Origin of the sequence: Rhizobium sp. LjRoot258, from assembly GCF_964254185.1 — a bacterium.
Lineage (GTDB): Bacteria > Pseudomonadota > Alphaproteobacteria > Rhizobiales > Rhizobiaceae > Rhizobium.
In genome coordinates, this window is the sequence record NZ_CAXUST020000003.1 from 577,844 (window position 1) to 594,935 (window position 17,092).

Annotated in this window: 19 protein-coding genes; 8 read left to right on the forward strand and 11 right to left on the reverse strand. The window is 58.4% G+C overall.

Annotation, left to right across the window (positions count from 1 at the left end):
• Positions 1 to 35 precede the first annotated feature (35 nt).
• Together ACSQ9D_RS31240 and ACSQ9D_RS31245 are read left to right on the forward strand one after the other, a co-directional pair.
• The gene (locus tag ACSQ9D_RS31240) at positions 36 to 632 is read left to right on the forward strand and encodes a 2-hydroxychromene-2-carboxylate isomerase (RefSeq protein WP_436285652.1); all 597 of its coding nucleotides are present in this window, start codon (positions 36 to 38) and stop codon (positions 630 to 632) included.
• A 40-nt stretch (positions 633 to 672) separates the two neighbouring features.
• A complete protein-coding gene (locus ACSQ9D_RS31245) occupies positions 673 to 1,863 on the forward strand; it encodes a cystathionine beta-lyase (RefSeq protein WP_436285653.1) in 1,191 nt (396 codons plus the stop codon).
• Positions 1,864 to 2,243: 380 nt separating this feature from the next.
• Here the strand turns inward: ACSQ9D_RS31245 and ACSQ9D_RS31250 are convergent, their stop codons facing one another.
• From ACSQ9D_RS31250 to ACSQ9D_RS31275, 6 genes are all read right to left on the reverse strand, one after another.
• Positions 2,244 to 2,627 (reverse strand): hypothetical protein, encoded by a 384-nt coding sequence (locus tag ACSQ9D_RS31250; protein ID WP_436285654.1) that lies wholly within the window; start codon positions 2,625 to 2,627, stop codon positions 2,244 to 2,246.
• 476 nt (positions 2,628 to 3,103) lie between these two features.
• Positions 3,104 to 3,841 carry an ABC transporter ATP-binding protein gene (locus tag ACSQ9D_RS31255; protein ID WP_436285964.1) on the reverse strand — a complete coding sequence of 246 codons (738 nt, stop codon included), beginning with the start codon at positions 3,839 to 3,841 and terminating at the stop codon, positions 3,104 to 3,106.
• The gene (locus tag ACSQ9D_RS31260; RefSeq protein ID WP_436285655.1) at positions 3,841 to 4,683 is read right to left on the reverse strand and encodes an ABC transporter ATP-binding protein; all 843 of its coding nucleotides are present in this window, start codon (positions 4,681 to 4,683) and stop codon (positions 3,841 to 3,843) included. The genes ACSQ9D_RS31255 and ACSQ9D_RS31260 overlap by 1 nt, the downstream gene beginning before the upstream one ends.
• Positions 4,670 to 5,572, reverse strand: coding sequence for an ABC transporter permease (locus ACSQ9D_RS31265; protein WP_368516258.1), 903 nt, complete (start codon positions 5,570 to 5,572; stop codon positions 4,670 to 4,672). The genes ACSQ9D_RS31260 and ACSQ9D_RS31265 overlap by 14 nt, the downstream gene beginning before the upstream one ends.
• Positions 5,569 to 6,597 (reverse strand): ABC transporter permease, encoded by a 1,029-nt coding sequence (locus ACSQ9D_RS31270; protein WP_436285656.1) that lies wholly within the window; start codon positions 6,595 to 6,597, stop codon positions 5,569 to 5,571. Before ACSQ9D_RS31270 ends, ACSQ9D_RS31265 begins: the two co-directional genes overlap by 4 nt.
• 15 nt (positions 6,598 to 6,612) lie before the next feature.
• Positions 6,613 to 8,208: an ABC transporter substrate-binding protein gene (locus tag ACSQ9D_RS31275; protein WP_436285657.1), complete on the reverse strand. Its 1,596-nt coding sequence runs from the start codon at positions 8,206 to 8,208 to the stop codon at positions 6,613 to 6,615.
• Between the two features lie 133 nt (positions 8,209 to 8,341).
• Between ACSQ9D_RS31275 and ACSQ9D_RS31280 the strand changes: the two genes are divergently transcribed.
• The 3 genes from ACSQ9D_RS31280 to kdgD all read left to right on the forward strand — a co-directional run bounded on the left by ACSQ9D_RS31280 (position 8,342) and on the right by kdgD (position 11,074).
• Positions 8,342 to 9,052: a FadR/GntR family transcriptional regulator gene (locus tag ACSQ9D_RS31280; RefSeq protein WP_072380755.1), complete on the forward strand. Its 711-nt coding sequence runs from the start codon at positions 8,342 to 8,344 to the stop codon at positions 9,050 to 9,052.
• A gap of 65 nt (positions 9,053 to 9,117) precedes the next feature.
• Entirely contained in the window at positions 9,118 to 10,098 is a 981-nt protein-coding gene (locus ACSQ9D_RS31285) for a mannonate dehydratase (protein WP_436285658.1), read from the forward strand.
• Positions 10,099 to 10,144: 46 nt separating this feature from the next.
• Positions 10,145 to 11,074: a 5-dehydro-4-deoxyglucarate dehydratase gene (kdgD, locus tag ACSQ9D_RS31290; protein ID WP_436285659.1), complete on the forward strand. Its 930-nt coding sequence runs from the start codon at positions 10,145 to 10,147 to the stop codon at positions 11,072 to 11,074.
• Between the two features lie 750 nt (positions 11,075 to 11,824).
• Here the strand turns inward: kdgD and ACSQ9D_RS31295 are convergent.
• The 3 genes from ACSQ9D_RS31295 to ACSQ9D_RS31305 all read right to left on the reverse strand — a co-directional run bounded on the left by ACSQ9D_RS31295 (position 11,825) and on the right by ACSQ9D_RS31305 (position 13,422).
• Positions 11,825 to 12,103: a DUF982 domain-containing protein gene (locus tag ACSQ9D_RS31295; RefSeq protein WP_436285660.1), complete on the reverse strand. Its 279-nt coding sequence runs from the start codon at positions 12,101 to 12,103 to the stop codon at positions 11,825 to 11,827.
• Between the two features lie 385 nt (positions 12,104 to 12,488).
• A complete protein-coding gene (locus ACSQ9D_RS31300; RefSeq protein WP_436285661.1) occupies positions 12,489 to 13,088 on the reverse strand; it encodes a general stress protein in 600 nt (199 codons plus the stop codon).
• A gap of 16 nt (positions 13,089 to 13,104) precedes the next feature.
• Positions 13,105 to 13,422 carry a PepSY domain-containing protein gene (locus tag ACSQ9D_RS31305; RefSeq protein WP_436285662.1) on the reverse strand — a complete coding sequence of 106 codons (318 nt, stop codon included), beginning with the start codon at positions 13,420 to 13,422 and terminating at the stop codon, positions 13,105 to 13,107.
• Positions 13,423 to 13,912: 490 nt separating this feature from the next.
• Here ACSQ9D_RS31305 and ACSQ9D_RS31310 point away from each other — a divergent pair, with 490 nt between their 5' ends.
• Positions 13,913 to 14,995 carry an extracellular catalytic domain type 1 short-chain-length polyhydroxyalkanoate depolymerase gene (locus tag ACSQ9D_RS31310; protein ID WP_436285663.1) on the forward strand — a complete coding sequence of 361 codons (1,083 nt, stop codon included), beginning with the start codon at positions 13,913 to 13,915 and terminating at the stop codon, positions 14,993 to 14,995.
• Positions 14,996 to 15,094: 99 nt separating this feature from the next.
• On the opposite strand, the gene ACSQ9D_RS31315 is transcribed toward ACSQ9D_RS31310, so the two are convergent.
• Entirely contained in the window at positions 15,095 to 15,502 is a 408-nt protein-coding gene (locus tag ACSQ9D_RS31315) for a hypothetical protein (protein WP_436285664.1), read from the reverse strand.
• Between the two features lie 344 nt (positions 15,503 to 15,846).
• Between ACSQ9D_RS31315 and ACSQ9D_RS31320 the strand changes: the two genes are divergently transcribed.
• Positions 15,847 to 16,008: a CsbD family protein gene (locus tag ACSQ9D_RS31320; protein WP_436285665.1), complete on the forward strand. Its 162-nt coding sequence runs from the start codon at positions 15,847 to 15,849 to the stop codon at positions 16,006 to 16,008.
• Here the strand turns inward: ACSQ9D_RS31320 and ACSQ9D_RS31325 are convergent.
• Positions 15,996 to 16,118: a hypothetical protein gene (locus ACSQ9D_RS31325; protein ID WP_436285666.1), complete on the reverse strand. Its 123-nt coding sequence runs from the start codon at positions 16,116 to 16,118 to the stop codon at positions 15,996 to 15,998. The genes ACSQ9D_RS31320 and ACSQ9D_RS31325 overlap by 13 nt on opposite strands.
• A 512-nt stretch (positions 16,119 to 16,630) precedes the next feature.
• Between ACSQ9D_RS31325 and ACSQ9D_RS31330 the strand changes: the two genes are divergently transcribed.
• Entirely contained in the window at positions 16,631 to 16,759 is a 129-nt protein-coding gene (locus tag ACSQ9D_RS31330; protein WP_436285667.1) for a hypothetical protein, read from the forward strand.
• Positions 16,760 to 17,092 lie beyond the last annotated feature (333 nt).

Genomic DNA, 17,092 nt, shown 5'->3' on the forward strand with positions numbered 1-17,092 from the left:
GCACCATAACAATCACCGCAGAGGATCCTTCATCAGTGACAAAATTGGTAGAATATTTCTTTTCGATCGGCTCGCCGTGGTCATACGTCGGTCTCGACGCTTTCGTCGACATCGCGACGAAGTATGATGTCGTCATCAAGCCCTATCTGACGACCGTTGTGGAAGAAAATGGCGGTATTTTCTCCAGGAACCGACCGGAAATTCGCCGTGCTTACTGGACACGAGATCTCCAGCGCTGGGCACGCGTCCGCCACAAGAAACTCCTTCTCGAAAATCGACCGGAGCTTGGCGATCCAACGCCGGCTTCTCTTTTCGTGATTGCTGCATACCTTGATAAGAAGGATTGGATCGGTGTCAGCCGCGTTTTGCAGCACGCCTTCTGGAGCGAGGCAAGGGATATCGGCAAGCCTGACGTGCGCGAAGCGATCGTCACTGCTGCAGGTTTCGATGGTGCGTCACTTCTCAGACGGCAGGCCGATGACGATGTGCAGAACAAGTGGACGGCCGACCGCGTGCATGCACGTGACAGCGGCGTATTTGGCTTTCCCACCTACCGCTATGATGACGAGATCTATTGGGGGCAGGACAATTTGCCTTTCCTCGAACGTCATCTCGGCGGCGATAGACCTTAGGCTCCGGATCAGACAGTAGCCGCAACGAATGCAGGACCGCATGACCAACAACGAAGACGCCTTCAAAAAGCTCGGGCCGAACACGCAACTCGTCAGGGCGGGTTACGACCCCTTCGACTACCACGGTTTCATCAACCCGCCCACAGTCCGCGCCTCGACAGTGCTTTTTGAGACTGCCGAGACGATGGAGAAGCATGATCAAAAATATACGTATGCGACGCGGGGAACGCCCACGACCGATGCTCTCTGCAACGCCATCAACGAACTTGAAGGTGCGGCCGGAACTATCCTCGTACCATCGGGGCTCGCCGCCGTGACGCTCACCTTCCTGGCCTATCTTTCGCGCGGAGATCATGCGCTGATCGTCGATAGCGTCTACGGCAATGTTCGCCACTTCTGCGATACAATGCTTGCCCGCTTCGGCGTCGACGTCGAATATTACGATCCATCGGCGGGTGCGGCGATCGAAGCCCGGTTCAGGCCGAATACCAAACTCGTCCATACCGAGGCGCCAGGTTCGAACACATTCGAAATGCAGGACATTCCGGCGATCGTTGCGGTTGCCCATCGACGCGAAGCGATCGTGACGATGGATAATACCTGGGCGACACCCCTGTATTTCAGGCCGCTCGATTTCGGTGTCGATGTGTCGATCCAGGCGTCCACCAAGTATCCGGCCGGTCACTCAGATATCCTCATGGGCACGGTTTCGGCCAACGAAAAGCACTGGAGGCGCCTGAAACAGGTTAATGGCGCGCTTGGCATATGCGGTGCGCCGGAAGATGCCTACCAGGTTCTGCGAGGGCTCCGCACAATGGGACTTCGGCTCGACCGGCACCAGGCGAGTGCGCTGGAGATCGCGAAATGGCTCGAACTGCGCGATGATGTCGCCCGTGTTTTGTACCCGGCTCTGCCGAGCTTTCCGGGCCACGATGTCTGGAAACGCGATTTCAGGGGCGCGAGTGGCGTCTTCTCTTTCGTGCTGAAGGTCGCGGGGAAGGAGGATTTCAAGCGCAAGGCGCATGCTTTCCTCGATGGCCTTTCCCTGTTTGGTCTCGGCTATTCCTGGGGAGGGTTCCCAAGTCTCGCGCTTGAGGTGGACTTGAACGACCGGCATATTCTGTCTCCTCCGGAGGAGGGACCCGTGCTGCGGCTGCAGGTAGGCCTCGAAGATGTTGCCGACCTCAAGGCTGATCTCGAACGGGGGCTTGAAGCTGCTCGGGCTGCGTGAAGCAAATCGCGCGCTGGCGGACGGGCTGGCCCAGACGACAAATGGGCCTGCCGGCGCGATGAGTGGCTGACAAGTGCGCGAATGTCGACCCACCCAACAGCTTACACGCGTCAGGACTATCGTCGGTTCAAAGGCAGCGGAACGACAGCCAAAGTCGGAGAGGAGGCCAGCACGTCTCGTGCGTGTTGGGTGTGGCCATTAGTTTGGTCATGGCTCGTTTTGTCGCGGTCAGCGCGATCATCGCCGCGGTCCTTACGGGCCATGCTTTTGCATCAACCGCCAGACAGGATGCGACGCTGTGACGCTCACGGAGCCACTGCCTGCATCTGGTTGAGATAGGCCGCGCCGGGCAGGAGATGTCCGACGCTTGCCTGCCTCCATCAGCGGCGTGAATTTCGCTGGTTTCCGATCATCGCAAACGATGCGAACCCGTGCATGTCGCCGAAAAGCAGGCGTTTGCGAACGAGTACGGCCATGACCCGTGCGGCGGTCGAGAAGCTCATCTGGTCCAATGGTCCGTCGCCCTCCCATGGCTTTGTCAGATGGTCGGCGATTGTGCCGGCCATGTGCATCGGAACGATATCGTTGCAGTGCCGCATCGCATCAAACACATGGCTGATCGGGATCACCCTTCCTTCGAAGGTGACGACCGGCTCGGCCAATTCGTCGTCCCACTCCTCGAAGGCATACACTGCCTCGCGAAAGAGCTCTTGAAGCGTAATTGGAGCATGTCCTGCATGAAGCGGGGGCAAAGCATTTGTCATGTCTGTCTCCTCTCAGGCCTTTTGTCCAAGGCTGTCAGCGCCATCATTACACGACTAATTTTATAGAGTAACATACAAATGAGAAAGCCCTTTGTTCCAATATGCATCGCCCAACCTCCCAACGGTCTGAGATCATGACCCTATTTCTTTGGAACCTGTGCGGTGCTTGCCGGGCAGATGAGGGTAAAACACCTGGCGGCTATTGAGACCGATTGTCTCCAATCGCACAACGTCAGCGGCTTTCAGTGAAGGACGCGTCGGTGGGATTTGAAGCGGTGAGGGCTTAACCGCCGCTTGCCCGCATCGTCGGATTTTCGTCAAGTTCAAGTCGAAACGACGAACTGCAAGGGTCATCCTATCCGGCACGTCGGCCATGACGTTCCCATGTCTCTTGGCACGAGGACATCACATTCGATGGGCGGCGTCGAAGAGCGCTTTGCCAATGCTTGCGGTTCGATCGCTCAGCCGATCTCAGGTCAGATGAAGCTTGCGCCGAACAATTCGCGGGCATAGGCGTGGTGGGTCACCCCTGTCTGCAAATCCGCCTTGGTGAGCTCGTCGACGAAGCGGCCGTCCTTCATGATCAAAACGCGATCGCACATATGCGCGATGACGGCGAGATCGTGACTGACAAGCACATAGGTCAGGCCTCGCTCGTCACGCTGATCGGCCAGCAGGTTCAGAACTTCCGCTTGTATCGAAACATCCAGCGCCGAGGTTGGTTCATCGAGCAGGAGGATCGGCGGCGACAGTATCAGGGCCCTGGCGATCGCAACGCGCTGGCGTTGCCCACCGGAGAGTTCGTGCGGGAAGCGGTTTGCAAAGCCTGCCGGCAGGCCGACCTGGCGCAGGGCCTTGTCCACCTTCTGCCAGATATCGACATGGTTCATCGCCTTCAAAGGCTCGGCGAGCGCCGTTCCGATCCGGTGGCGCGGGTGAAGTGAACCGTAGGGATCCTGGAAAACCATCTGCGCACATTTGAGATCCCCGCGGCTGCGCGTTTTGCCGACGACCCTGCCAGCCAGGGCAATCTCTCCTGACCACCCCCGTTCCATGCCGGCAAGGCAGCGCAGCAACGTGGACTTGCCGCAACCAGACTCGCCGACGATGCCTAGGGTCTCACCGCGTGCCACCTTGAAGCTCACCTTCTTGACCACATGATTTTCCTGCTTGCCCGCAGCAAACACGACATCAAGATCGCGGACTTCAATCATCATGCATTCTCCCGATCGAGCTTTGTCCGGTCGAGAACCGCAAGGCGCCGCACCGGGTTTTTCGGGTCCGGCAGCGCCGCCATAAGTCCTCGCGTGTAGGGATGACGCGCGTCTTCAAGTCGGGTCAGCGTTTCGACCACGCGCCCGGAATACATGACGATAATCCGCTCGCAAAACGCTGCGACCATGCGGATGTCGTGGCTGATCAGCAGCAGACCGGAATTATTCTCCCGGACAAGCTCATCGAGCAGCGTCAGCACATCCTTCCTGACGCTGACATCGAGGGCCGAGGTCGGCTCGTCGGCAATGACCAGTTTCGGCTTAGCAAGAAGCATCATGGCAATCATCACGCGTTGCCCCATGCCGCCGGAAATCTGATGCGGATAAAGCGTCATCACGCGCTCCGGGTCGTTGATCCGCACGCGCTCGAGCGCTGCTCTTGCAGCCGCAAGTGCAACGCGGCCGCGCAGATCAAGATGCAGGCGAGCCGCCTCGGCGATCTGCTTGCCGACCGTTAGCACCGGATTAAGCGAGTAGCGAGGATCCTGCATGATCAACGCAATGTCCTTGCCCCGTATCTTGCCCATCTGCCGCTCAGGCAGCGACAGAAGGGGCCGCCCGTCAAGTTCGAGACGGGCCGCCGTGACGTTCGCACTCGGCGGCAAAAGGCGCATGATCGCGCGTCCGGTCGTCGATTTTCCCGAGCCGGACTCGCCGACGATCCCGACGCGCTCGCGCCCGACGTCGAAGCTTACACCGGATACGGCGGGAACCGCGTTCCTGCCGAAACTCACGTTCAATTCCTTGATGGAAAGTACGGGTGTCATCTCATGATCTTGCATGGCGAGGATCCAGAATGTCGCGAAGCGCATCGCCCGCGATATTGAAGGCAAGACTGGAAATCAGGATCGCCAAGCCGGGCATGACGGCAACCCACCAGTAGTCCAGCATGAACTTGCGTCCGTTCGAGATCATTGCTCCCCACTCCGGCGCCGGAGGTTGCGCACCCAGTCCAAGAAAGCCGAGCGAGGCTGCCGTCAAGATGATCCCGGCCATGTTTAACGTCAGGCGAACGATCACCGAGGGTATGCACATGGGCGCGATGTAGACGAACAGGATGCGCAGCGGCGAGGCTCCGTAAAGACGCGCAGCGGCGACGTAGTCGGCGTTCCTGACCACCAGAGCCTCGGCGCGCGCCAGCCGGGCAATCGGGGGCCAGGCAGTCAGGGAAATGGCGATGATCGCAGTGGTCAGTCCGGCGCCAAGGGCAGCGGCAAATGCAAGCGCCAAAATCAGCGAAGGAAAGGAAAGAACGATGTCAGTCGCTCGCATCAGCAGCGCATCCGTGCGGCCACCGAAGAAGCCAGCAACCACGCCGATCAGGAGACCGATGGGACCTACGATCAGAGAAATCGAGAGTACCGTCTGGACGGTGATCCGCGTTCCGTAAATCAGCCGGCTAAGAATGTCTCGCCCGAACTCGTCGGTGCCGGCCCAATGCGCAGCACTCGGCGGCTTCAATGCGTCGGAAAGAACCTGGATATTCGGCTCGTAGGGCGCAAGCCAAGGGGCAATAATCGCCACGATGCAGAGCAGCCCAAGAATGACGAAGCCTGCAAGACCGAGCGGCTCCTGCACAAGCTTTGCGACGATACGCGCCGAAGATGCTGTGATGCGTGCTGGAAGGCTCGGTGGACGTACAGGAAGATTGGTGTCAACTGCCTCGCTCATCGCGCTGCCTCTCTCGTACGCGGATCGAAGATCGCATAGGCGATATCCGCGAGGAAATTCAAAAACATGAAGATGAAACCGATGATGATCGTGCCTGCAACGATGGCATTCATGTCGCCGATCATCAGTGCGTTCGTCATGTATTGACCGATGCCGGGCCATGAAAAGACGATCTCGGTCACGACTGCGCCTTCAAGAAGCCCACCGTAGGAGATCGCCAGAATGGTGATGAGCTGTACGGCAATGTTGGGAAGAACGTGGCTGATGACGGTCCTTGCCGGGCCGACGCCTTTTGCGCGCGCGGCAATCACATAGTCCTGGCTTAACTGTTCCAGCGTGAAGCTGCGTGTCATCCGGGTAATGTAGGCCATGGCCGCATAGGCAAGGATGACAGCTGGAAGAATGATGTGGCCGAGCGCATTCCAGAAGATCTCGGTCTCGCCCTGCAAGAGGCTGTCGACCAGCAAGAGGCCCGTCTGCGGCGTGACGAGGCCCTCGTAAAACACATCAATGCGTCCCGGGCCACCAACCCAGTTCAAGCCCGCATAGAAGATGACCAGGCCGACAATTCCGAACCAGAAGATCGGGATCGAATGACCGACAAGCGCGATCACGCGAGCAATCTTGTCGATGAAACTGTCGCGAAAAAGCGCTGCAGTCAGGCCAAGCGGTACACCAACGAATGTCGAGATCAGAATTGCCAGGGTGGCAAGTTCGAATGTCGCAGGAAATGCCTGGGCGAGATCGGCCGATACCGGATTGCCGGTCAGAACCGCCGTCCCGAAATCGCCTTGAGCCAGCCCCTTCAGATAGATCAGAAACTGCTGGTAGATCGGCAGGTCGAGGCCAAGCTTCTGGCGCATGGCGGCGTAGGCAGCCGGATCTGCAAGCTCGCCAACGATTGCCCCGACAGGGTCGGCGGGCAAGACGCGGCCGATCACGAAAGTGACGCACAGCAGGATGAACAGGCTGAGAGCGAGATGCCAAAGCCGCCGTCCCAGTTCGGTTACGGACAGTTCTTTCATGATCGGCGACCTTGTTTATTCGGTCTCGGCCTTGGTCACGCCTTCAAGGCGCGTAATCAGATTGGGATGGCCGACATAGCCCTGAACCTTGCTGTTCAGCACGATCGGCTCGAAACGCTCGAACATCGGCAGCACGGCGGGCTTTTGGTCGACGAACATCTTCTGCATCTCGACGTAAAGCTCGCCGCGTTTTTTGGGGTCAGGCTCCATCGACGCCTTTGCCGTCACTGCGGTCAATTCCGGAATGTCCCAGGCCGAGCGCCACACGAAGTTGCCGGCATTGTTGGCTTCAAGCGAATTATCGGGATTGGATGCAAACTGCTCCATCGAACCGAGGACGTTCGGCATGTAGGCACCAGTCTGCGGGATCAGGAGATCAAAGTTTCTCGCCCGGTGCGCCGAAATGATGTCGGAGCCATTTCCCTGCTGGACATCGACCTTGATGCCGATCTGGCCGAGTGAGGCCTGAATCGCCGTTGCCAGATCGACACGGGGGGTTTGAGCTATGGTCTTCAGCGTCAGCGAAAAGCCATCCTTGAAACCTGCGTCGGCCAACAGCTGTTTTGCTTTGGCCACATCGAGGTGCCAGTCCGGGCTTGGTACCGCATACTCATAATTCTCTGGTACCGGGACCGTCCTGACGCGGCCGTACGGCCCCATGATCGTCTTTTCGATGCCCTGATAGTCGATCCCGTACGCGATCGCTTCGCGCACCTTCGGATTGGCGAGATACTTGTTGCCGGCGTTCATCGCCAGAACATAGAAACCGCCCGTGGGGACGCGCTGAACCTCAAAACCCTTTTTGCCTTTGAAAGTTGCCAGATCAGACGCCGTCAGGGCGCTGGCGAGATCGATGTCGCCGCGCTCCAGCATCAGGCGTTCGACCTGGCTCTCAGGCACATGCCGGACAATGACACGGCGCATCTTCGGCGCACCCGCGACATAGCCCTTGTTGGCGTCAAGAATGACGAGCTCGTTCGGCGACCAGCGATTGAGCGTGAACGGACCGGAGCCCGCAGAATGGGTTCTAAGCCAGGCGTTTCCATAGTCGTCGTTGACGACGTGCTTCTGCACCTCGACGCTGTCGACAACACTCGCAGTCGACATGGCGAGCCGGTAAAGCAGAAGTTCCGACGTCACCGCATCGGAAAGGTCGATGCGCACCGTCTTGTCGTCGATCGCTTTGACCAGCTGGTCGACATTGTCCTTCGTGTAGCCGACACGCTTCAGGTTTGCTGCCGCAGCCTGGTCGAGCTTTAAAAGCCGCCCGAGCGAATAGACAACGTCCTTCGACGTGACCGGATTGGCTGAGGCAAAGGCTGCTTCACGCAGCTTGAAGGTGATCCCCTTGTCATCGATCTGCCAGCTTTCTGCCAGCTGCGGCACGATCTTTCCGTCCGGCGTCGTCGCCACCAGCCGGTCGTAGAGGTTTGACATGATCTCGACGGCCTTGCCTTCCGTCGCCTGCTGCGGGTCGAGCGACAGAACCTGGGCCAGCGATGTCCCGATCACAAGCTGGTCAGCGGGCGTGGCCGCCTTGAGGTCCTGGGCGGCCATGGTCAGTGCGCTTAAGGCGACGCTTACAAACAGACTTCTGGAAAAATACTTCATTGCAACTCCTCCCTGAGTTACTATACGAGACATAATATGTCGTCCGTATGTCGTATTATGATTTATCGAAGATCAGAGCGCTTTGCAAGCGTCATGCGGACGAGACCGGATGGATAAGTTGGGGACGGGCACGATGGTAACGATCAATCGCGGCAGACAGCGGCTGGCACAGCAGGTCATCGATCAACTGCGCCTGCAGATCGAGACGGGCAAGCTGCGCGAGGGGGATCAACTGCCAACCGAGCCGCAGCTTGAGGCTGCCTTTGGCGTTAGCAGGACTGTCGTCCGGGAGGCAATTGCCGACCTGCGCGCGGCAGGCTTTGTCCAACCGGTTCAAGGCAAGGGTGTCTTCGTCGCCGATCCGAAGACCAAGACGGGTCTGTCGCTCACGCCAATCGAAGTAAAAAGCATCCCCGAGACCCTTGAATTGCTGGAGTTTCGAATGGCTGCCGAAGGCGAGGCCGCGGCCATCGCAGCCTATCGCAGGACGGCCGAGCAAGAGGCTGCCATTCGCGCGGCCAACAGGAAAATGGCGAATCTGATCGAGGCCGGACAACCGACCGTGGAGGCCGACTACGAGTTTCACATGGCCATCGCTGCTGCTACGAACAACCGGTTTTACGTCGACGTTCTTCGTCACTTCGGTCCTCGTGCCATACCGCGCGGACAGTTTCCAACCTTGCCTGAAGCAAATGACCGCGCCTACCTTGAGAAGGTCCATGCCGAGCATGGGGAGATTCTTTCGGCCATCGCAGATCAGGATCCGGATCGGGCTCGGCAGGCCATGCGCGCCCACATGATGGCAAGCCAGCGACGCTACCGAATGCTCGCAGAGCAGCAATAGTGCTCGACAGCCTCCAAAATTCATATTATGTCATATGACATGGTTAGTCGTTCGGGAGGATGAGCGTGTATTTGGGAACGCAGGTCGCAGTGCGCGACGATGATGATTTTCGTGTTTTTGCTCAGCTTGGGGTGAAGCACATTTCGGCCGATCCGCCAGGCGCCCCGTCAAGCTGGACGCTGGATGATCTCGAGCGTCATCGTGATCATGTGGAAAGCTTCGGGCTCGTGCTCGACATGATCCAGCTCCCCCTGCCGTCGAAGCCGATCGAGAGAGCATCCTATCCCGATATCCTCTTGGCTGGGCCGGAGCGCGACCGACAGATCGATGCTGTCTGCCGGATGATCGAAAACTGCGCCAAGGCAGGCATACCTGCGACCAAATACAATCTCAATTTGATTGGCATTCCGCGCACCGAGCTCGAAAAAGGCCGCGGCGGATCGCTCAACGAGGCATTCCGCTGGGAGAAGGCAGACCACGAGGCGGCACCTGGCCTTGCGGGCGTGCTGCGTGAGGACGAGAACTGGGAACGCATCGATTATTTTCTCGAACGGGTCGTCCCCGTTGCCGAAAGCAACCGCGTCCGCCTTGCCTGCCATCCCCACGATCCCTACACGCCGCCCGGCTATCGCGGCGTCACGCGCGTGCTTGGGACGGTCGACGGGCTCAAGAAGTTCGTCCAGATGCGGGAAGGCCCCTATCACGGTTTGAACTTCTGCCAAGGGTCGATCGGCGAGATGCTCGACAATCCGCGCGAGGAGATCGACGACATCATTCGCTGGTTCGGCACACGCGGCAAGATCTTCAACGTGCACTTCCGCAACATTCGCGGTGGCGCGCTCTCCTTCATGGAAACCTTCCCCGACGAGGGTGACATGGACATGGTTCGATCGCTCAAAGTGTATAAGGAGGTCGGCTACAAATACATGGTCATGCCGGACCATGTGCCGACCATTAGCGGCCGCGATGCCAGCGGTGTCGCCTTCAGCTTTTGCTATGGTTATATCGCCGCCCTGCTTGAGGCCATGGAAGCCGGGCATCTCTAATCGCGCCAAAAATCCTTCGATAGAGCAATAACTTAAGGACATTGACATGGAACCCAACGCCATCAAGAAAGCCGTCGGCGACGGCTTGCTTTCCTTTCCCGTCACGCATTTCGACAGGGACAACAAGTTTGACGAGGCCGCATACCGCAAACACGTCGACTGGCTGGCCGGCTTTAAGGCAAGCGCTCTTTTTGCAGCCGGCGGCACCGGCGAGTTCTTCTCGCTCAATCCTGCGGAAGTGCCGCTGGTCGTACGCGCCGCAAAGAACGCAGCCGGCAAGACGCCGATCATTTCGGGAACAGGATACGGGACCTCTCTTGCGGTCGAGATTGCACGATCAGCCGAAAGGGCCGGCGCCGATGGCTTGCTCCTCCTGCCACCATATCTGATGTTTTCGGAACAGGCCGGCCTGGTTGCGCATGTAAAGGCAGTCTGTAACGCAGTCGGGATCGGGGTGATCGTCTATAACCGTGATAACGCCGTCCTGTCGGCAGATAGCCTTGCGCAGCTCTGTGACGAATGCCCCAACCTGATCGGCTTCAAGGATGGTGTCGGAGATGTCGACCGCGTCATCGAGATTACCACCAAGATCGGTGACCGCCTGGTCTATGTTGGCGGCATGCCGACCCACGAAGTCTATGCTCAGGCCTACTTCGCCGCTGGTGTCACGACCTACTCTTCAGCCGTCTTCAACTTTGTCCCGGAACTGGCACAACGTTTCTATCAAGCGCTGCGAAACGGCGACCAGAAGACCGTCGACCGGATCCTCAAGGATTTCTTCTTCCCATTCGTGGCCTTGCGAAATCGACGAAGAGGCTATGCCGTCTCGATCATCAAGGCGGGGCTAAAGGTGATAGGCCGCGATCCGGGCTCGGTCCGGGCTCCACTCACAGACCTGACGGACGAGGAAATTGCCGTGCTGGAGACCATCGTGGCAGCTGCCGATACCGCAAATCTAACGCTTAAACCTGCTTAAGAACGCTTCAGGGTGTGGATCGCAACACTCAGACGTGCAATGTCAAAACGGGCAGATTGCACCTTGTATCGGTGCGACGCCGAGCGGGCGCAGTCGAACATATGTAGCGCCGGCTCTCCCCTGGTTGTGCGGGGGCGACCAGATCGGATCGAGCGGCAGTTCTATCGCACCCGATCGCCACAATAAAAGTCGCCCCGTTGGAATGACGGGGCGAAGTGGGGTCGTGTGTCCTGCCTTGGAAAATGGGATAGTTCCCAAGACATTCGAATAATACGCTGCGCGCGTATTTGTTCCGCTTCGCCAAAATTTCCTACCGGTGCCGGTATCTAGTGCGACTTATGACATCCGAGATTGCGTTGCTATCCGTTATGCTGGTTGAGCATAAGGGAAGATTTTCTGCCTCGCGACGTGCGAGGTCGTCCAGGACGATTCGGTCCACGACGAACGGAAGGCCGGTGGAAGATGTCGGTTGCGGCCCAACGATTCGCCTCCTTCCGCGTCTAGCGGGAAACCTAAGATTCACGCGGCCGGCGGCATGAGTAGTCTCTGCATGAAAAAATGAGGCTCTGCGGTGGGCGCGCAGAGCCTCGGCTTTTTTGGACGGAAGTCGAGGGCGACATCCACTATGGGAACGCGGTCGTTTCGCAGTGGTTCGCCTCAAAAAAACCCCGCAATTTTTGCGGGGGCAATTTCCAGGAGAGATAGAAGGCAAACGCCGTGCATCGGGTTTGGTTCCGGAGAGCGCGGCGCTTATCCGTCAGATAGGGTGAACCGGATGTTGGCCTCTCTGAGAGCGAGCAAAAATACACCGAGCGCGTCGTTTTCCATTACGGTTCCGACCTCAACACCTTGGCAAGCTTCCAAGGCGGAGATGTAGGCCCTGCCGTCAGAGGTGGGCCAGTGCTTCGTCAGCAGTTCGAACGCCTGTCGCGACGATTTGACGGTATGGGAACGCCGCCCCAGTCGGATCGTCACGATTGATTCCCACACGACGCGCGCCTTCCACAGCTTATGAAACAGCGCCTCCACCAAATAAAACCGGCATCTAATTACGATAGCATGGCTTCCCGGCTGGCGTGACGCTTAAACATCGTATCAGCGAGAAGGTTCCCCATCCTTGTTACCGGGATTTTCAGGGACAGCCTTCAGCAATTGCGCGCAGGACGAGAACGGGTCGCGGCCTGCGTCAAGACCGTTCAATCCACACAGTGGAAGGTGCCACGAATTGCTCGCAGACGCTCAGAAGCCTCGAAAAGGTTATTCAGCACTGGTTGTGCACCGAGCGCATCCAAAGTTTCCGAAGGCTTCTCGCGACTAGTACGACGAATCTCTAGCTGAGCTAGGATCAGGTTCGCACGGGACGAGCGCAGCCTCCTCGCAACAAGCGAGGAGGTTTGCCTGCAGCACGACCTCATTAGATCACCGTTCGACGATATCTGTTGCGCTCTTCTTCGATTTGCTCAGGCGCGTAGGGGTCGAGCGTCGCGTCAAAGCGCGTCCAACCTTGCTCGTTGTAAGCCCGGCGACGTTCGACAGTATCCACCCAGTTGGAACCCTGGAGAATGGCCTGTGCCTCCGAGGCGCGGGCGTCATCGACCTTGGCGGTGACAAGGGTGCCCCCGCGGCGGACGCCTTCGGCATAGAGATGAGCATCATCTTCCGAGACCCCGGAGTCGGTGAGTGCCCCGATAAGGCCACCAGCAGCTCCACCGGCAACGGCACCCGCGACAGCTCCAGCCGCCATGGCGGCAAGCCAGCCTGCAGCAACCACCGGTCCGACACCAGGGATGGCCACCAGACCAAGTCCGGTGAGTAAGCCCCCAGCGCCTCCGACGGCAGCGCCGATACCAGCGCCGGTCGCGGCACCCTCACCAGCATCAGAGCCGTTATCAACGTGGCCACCCTTGTTGGAGACGATACTGATGTCGTCTGAGGGAATGCCCGCGGCTTCCAATTTGCTAACAGCGGAACGAGCGTCCGAGTAGTCGTCGAAAAGTCCTGTTACGGTTCTCATCATGTTTCTCCTTGGGTTACTTGGCAACAATGTTGCCTTGATAGTCGAGGGCGATGGAGACGGCTTTTCCGTCCTTCATCCCGGACGCAATCCAGATTCCCTTGTCATCGAGCTTGAGATCTTTGACCTCGGTGTATCCCGCTTCCGAGATCCGATCTTTTGCCTGGGCTTGCGTAAAGCTGTTGGCACCTTCCACGGGCGCAGTCGGATTTTTTGTGTCTGGGGTTGCAACCGCAGGTGTATTTCCGTCGGCCGATGGAGCCGGCGTTGTCTGGGCAAGGGCGCCAACGGCAGACGTCCCCAGAATTGCCGCCACGAAGATGATCTTCCTCATTATGCATTTCCTCCATTTTTGGGATCACGTTTCGGATCCATGGGCTGCAAACTTACAGAGAAGACCTTTGTTCCCGCCGCAACGGGAAGTATGGAATTGATTTTTTTTAGATATATTGCATCGTGAGGGCACAACGAGGCACCTGGCTGATTTTCCTCGGTGCTGCGACAATGATCGCGGACTTGGAGGCGCGCGCGTAACCAGGCGATCCACCGGGCAACTCACAAAAACCTCTCGGGCGTCAGACCGAGGTCCGATTTTCAACTCCTAAAGTTGTGTTGCGCTCAACTGTTCGGGGTAGTGGGTGAACAGAGGGAGGCGAGGGTGTCCGAAGGCAGGGCGTCCATGGTTCACGACATTGTTTTTGGACGCGGGCGCCTCCTTCCCCGTCGAGCGCGGTGCAGAAATATTTGTGCAGTGCAGCAACCAATCCCCCTTAGGCACGTTTCAGCTACTCAGCCATCCCGGCTGCCGACACCAGGAGGCTGCCTTGAGGACTATTTCCGACACCATCAGAAGACTGTCCAAGCTGCGCGCAGGCGTGGCGAACCCGGAGCCGGACGGCGGCCGTTTCGCCTCTATCGCCGACTTCGGATCCAACCCCGGTGCGCTCGACGGGAAGGTACATGTTCCGCTCCTTTTAAAGTCGAAGCCGGCTCTGGTCGTGGTCCTGCATGGTTGCACGCAGACAGCCGTGGGCTACGACGCCGGCTCAGGCTGGACGCGACTTGCCGACGAACACGGCTTTGTGGCCCTCTTCCCGCAACAGCGTCACGCGAATAACCCTAATCTGTGTTTTAACTGGTTTCAGCCCGGTGACATCACCCGTGGCCATGGCGAAGCACACTCCATCCGTCAGATGATCCATCACGTCGTCGAGCGATACCGAGTCGACGAGCAGAGGATCTTCGTCACCGGGCTGTCGGCGGGCGGCGCGATGGCGAACGTCATGCTGGCCACCTATCCCGAAGTTTTCGCCGGTGGCGCCATCATCGCCGGACTTCCGTACGGGACGGCCGCTTCCGTGCCACAAGCGTTCGACCGCATGCGAGGACATGGAATTCCCAAGGCGGTGCATTTGCAATCGCTCCTGCGTTCCGCATCGTCTCATCAGGGACGATGGCCGTCCATCTCCATCTGGCATGGAACCTCCGATGCAACGGTCGTCCACTCAAATGCGCGAGCGATCGCGCAGCAATGGATGGCTGTCCACAAGCTAGACAGCCGGCATTCAATACTCGAGGATGGAAAGGGCTACTCGCTCCAGACCTGGACGGATGGTGAGGGACGACCGGCGATTAAATCCTACACGATACATGGCATGGCACACGGCACGCCGATCGACGCGGCCAGCGGCTATGGGCATCCGGCGCCCTTCATGCTCGACCGCGGGGTCTCGTCCACCGAGATAATCGCCGGCGCGTGGGGTCTGATCACTTCCTTTGAAAGGCAGGCCGAACCTCTCGAAGCCCGCGCGGGCGACTTTCGGCCAATTCCGAATGAAACTCAGCCAGTGAGTGGAGTTCAGAAGGTTATCGAAGATGCTCTGCGTTCGGCTGGTCTCATGCGGTAATTACCCAGTCTACGGCGAACATTGAAGCGTAAAGGAAGAGGCCGGGAAGTAACCCCGCGGAGAAACTGTTTCGCCACGACGCCGTTCGGGGGGGGCGAGCTACGGGCAGAGCCGTCCACGGGAGAGGACGAGGATCACTCGTAGGTCAGCGAGTTTTTCAGGTCGCTTAGTTCGCGTCTCGCATCCACCACCGTAGCTCTGCGACGCCGCTTGAGACAGCATGGAGCGATAAGACGTGTTTGTCTCGGCAACGACCTTGCTCAGTTCGAGGATCTGCCCCTGCAACTCGTAGGGCATGCACAGCGAAGTGATGGAAGCTCGAGTTGCCGTAGCCTTTCGCTTCATCATCCCGCGGTGCGACTGCCACGCCTCGTTGAACGTGGCAGACCAGGGATCTGGTGCATCTGCCGAGAGGCGTAGGACCATACTCGTCAACGGTCCTTCGTTGGACAGACCAGACGCTGCATCATTTAATTCGACGATTCTGATATCCTGAAATTCTGTCATCTTTTTTACTCCAAGTGGCTGCGAGGTAAAGCTCTGCAGGACGAGGAAAGTTCCACCAGCACGCAAAGACAGCTTGCACGTTACGCTCTTTCGCAACGTGGCTGCGCAGCGGGTCAATTCTTCGCGGGCAATAATGCGCCCTCGAGAGTTTCGTCCACCGAGAACAAAATATCGTCAGGGAACAAAGGGATATAGCCGAGGCTTCCGGTGCGACGAGAGACGCTCAATGATCACGGGCGATGGATCGCGCGGGATATGCGGGGCAGGCGTCATCGGTTCCTCGAAGCTTCGGTGCGCTGCACGAATGGCCAATGCTCGCGCCAAGGCCATGTCCGAACGTCTTCATGTCACTTGGGCTTGAGGCGCTCGAGCTCACTGACGATGATCTCGATCAGATCGCCGGCAAACGCGACCAGTTGGAAGGCAAGATCCAGGAACACTACGGTATTGAGCGCGATCGCGCTCGCCGTGACATCGACGATTGGTATGGCAATCAGACCTGGTAGTAACCCTCGATCAGCCCGGATTCTTCTTCTGGGCTTTTTCTGGCCGCGATAGGCACGCGAAACGAAAAAATCGTGATCTGGCGCGGCTCCGTCTCACGATCTTCGAACATGATGATTTTGCTCTACGGCGCGATCGAGAGTGCCACCTCGATACAAAGGCCGCGATCCGCACAGTGATGAATCATCCGAGGCCGCCGCCGGAGCGGCGACCTGGCTGCAGACAGAGGCACACAAAGCCAGACAGGGGTTCGACGGCTTATGTGTTAGCCCTGCTCACAGAGGGTTCTGAGGCACCTTTAGAGTAACGTTTTGCAGCCGGAAAAAGGACGCATCCGTTCGCATAGGCGGCGCTACCAAATTTGCTGAGGAAGGCGTGAAAAGTGAGAGGTCCGCAGGGGTGATAGCGGACCCTCAGCACTTTCACAGGGAAACTGGCCGACTCTCGGCCGCCGCCATAAGAGCACAACCAAGCACGGCTCGCACGTACGCCTTTAGCGGTACGCGCACCTACCATGACGTGAAGAGAGCTGAGGCAGTTGTTACGGTTCAGCAGCATGTTGTGCGTCGCGCTAATGCGAGCTATCGTCGGTTTCAAAGTGCCCTCGGATCAGGCGAGAGACAAATGCCGGAAGATTGGTTCACAATGATCGTCGGCAAAGGCAACGTCAACGAAGGCCTTCTCCGGATCATCGGTTTCATAGTCATATTTATCGGCGGTTTCGGAACGCTGTTTTGGTGGCTGCTGCGATAGCCTAAGATGCTCGCGATCTAACTAAAGCGAGCGCGCCGACCCGGTTTCGCTGGGTTTTGCAGAAACCATCGCCGTTCGGGTCGTGGGGACCAGGCTGTCGGCTTAAATTCTCAGGACCGCTCGAACCGAGGGCGCTCCGACGGCTAGCCTGCATCGCTGGATTTTAGTCGGCACAGACGGTCCTGTACCTCGTTATCTCATGGTTGTGACTGCGGACCTGGTATGGCTGCCTCCAGCACCTCTGCCGTTCATACCGGGACGGATAGTACCGATCGCGGTAATAGCGAGGAGGCGCACGGTAGAGCCTTGGTGAATCGTCGTCGTAGTAGCGCG